Genomic DNA, 1,224 nt, shown 5'->3' on the forward strand with positions numbered 1-1,224 from the left:
AGTGTTGGCGGCGTTTGCGCAGGATCATCAGTGCGGCTCCTCCTAGGACGAGGAAGGCTCCGGTTAGGGCGGTTCCGAGTCCGACGTTCGCGCCGGTGTTGGCGAGGTCGTCGCCGGGTGCCGGGTTGCCGGGGTTTCCTGGTTGTCCGGGGTTTCCGGGTTCTGGGGCGGGGGTGGTGGGTTCGGTGGCCAGGTAGGTGATGGTGACCTGGGCCCGGACCTCGTTGCCGTCGATGTCCTTGACGAGGTAGTCGATCGGGGTCGGGTTGCCGGTGAAGCCCTTTTCCGGGGTGAAGGTGATCTTCCCGGTTTTGGGGTCAACGGTCCAGACGCCTTCGCCGGGGACGACGAGTTTATCGACCGGGTTCCCGGTGGAGGGATCGATGATCTTCACCGTGGAGGGGTCCAGGTTGCCCTGGTCGTTGTCCAGGACCGGGACGGTGACGGCGGTTCCGGGCTTGTTGTCCCGGGACTCATCGTTACTGGCCGCGGGCGGGACGGGCTGGAGGTAGGTCACGTGGACGTTCGCCCCGGTCTCATTCCCGGCCTTGTCCTTCACGACATAGGCGATATCGCTGGGGTTACCGGTGAACCCGTTCTCGGGGGTGAAGGTGATCTCCCCGGTGGCCGGGTCAACAGTCCACTTACCCTCACCCGGAACAACCAGTTCATCGACGGGGTTGCCGTCGTTGTCCTTGATCTTCACCGTTGCCGGGTCCAGATCACCCTTGTCGTTGGCCAGGACGGGGACCTTGACGGTGGTTCCGGGCTTGTTGTTCAACGACTCATCGTCCGTGGCTTGGGGCTTGTAGGTCACGGTGACCTTCGCACCCGTCTCCTGACCGTTCCGGTCCTTGACGGTGTAGTCGATCGGGGTCGGGTTGCCCGTGAACCCAGACTCGGGGGTGAAGGTGATCTCCCCGGTCTTCGGATCAACAGTCCACTTGCCCTCACCCGGAACAACCAGTTCAGAGACGGGCTTGCCGTCCTTGTCCTTGATCTTCACGGTCGAGGGGTCGAGGTCGCCCTTGTCGTTGTCCAGGACGGGGACCGTGACGGTCTTGCCCTGGTCATTGTTCAGGGACTGGTCATCCGTTGCGGCTGGTGCGTCGACATAGGTGACGTGGACCTTCGCACCGGTCTCGTTACCGTTGCGGTCTTTGACGGTGTACGCGATATCGGTGGGGTTGCCCTGGAAGCCCTCTTCCGGGGTGAACGTGATGT

Annotated in this window: 1 protein-coding gene; it reads right to left on the reverse strand. The window is 63.2% G+C overall.

The features are described 5' to 3' along the window. On the reverse strand, positions 1-1,224 hold a 1,224-nt coding region (locus ACIPXZ_RS16950), incomplete at both ends, for an Ig-like domain-containing protein (RefSeq protein ID WP_400596490.1).

The sequence above is a fragment of the Arthrobacter sp. NPDC090010 genome, from assembly GCF_044748305.1.
Taxonomy (GTDB): domain Bacteria; phylum Actinomycetota; class Actinomycetes; order Actinomycetales; family Micrococcaceae; genus Arthrobacter_E.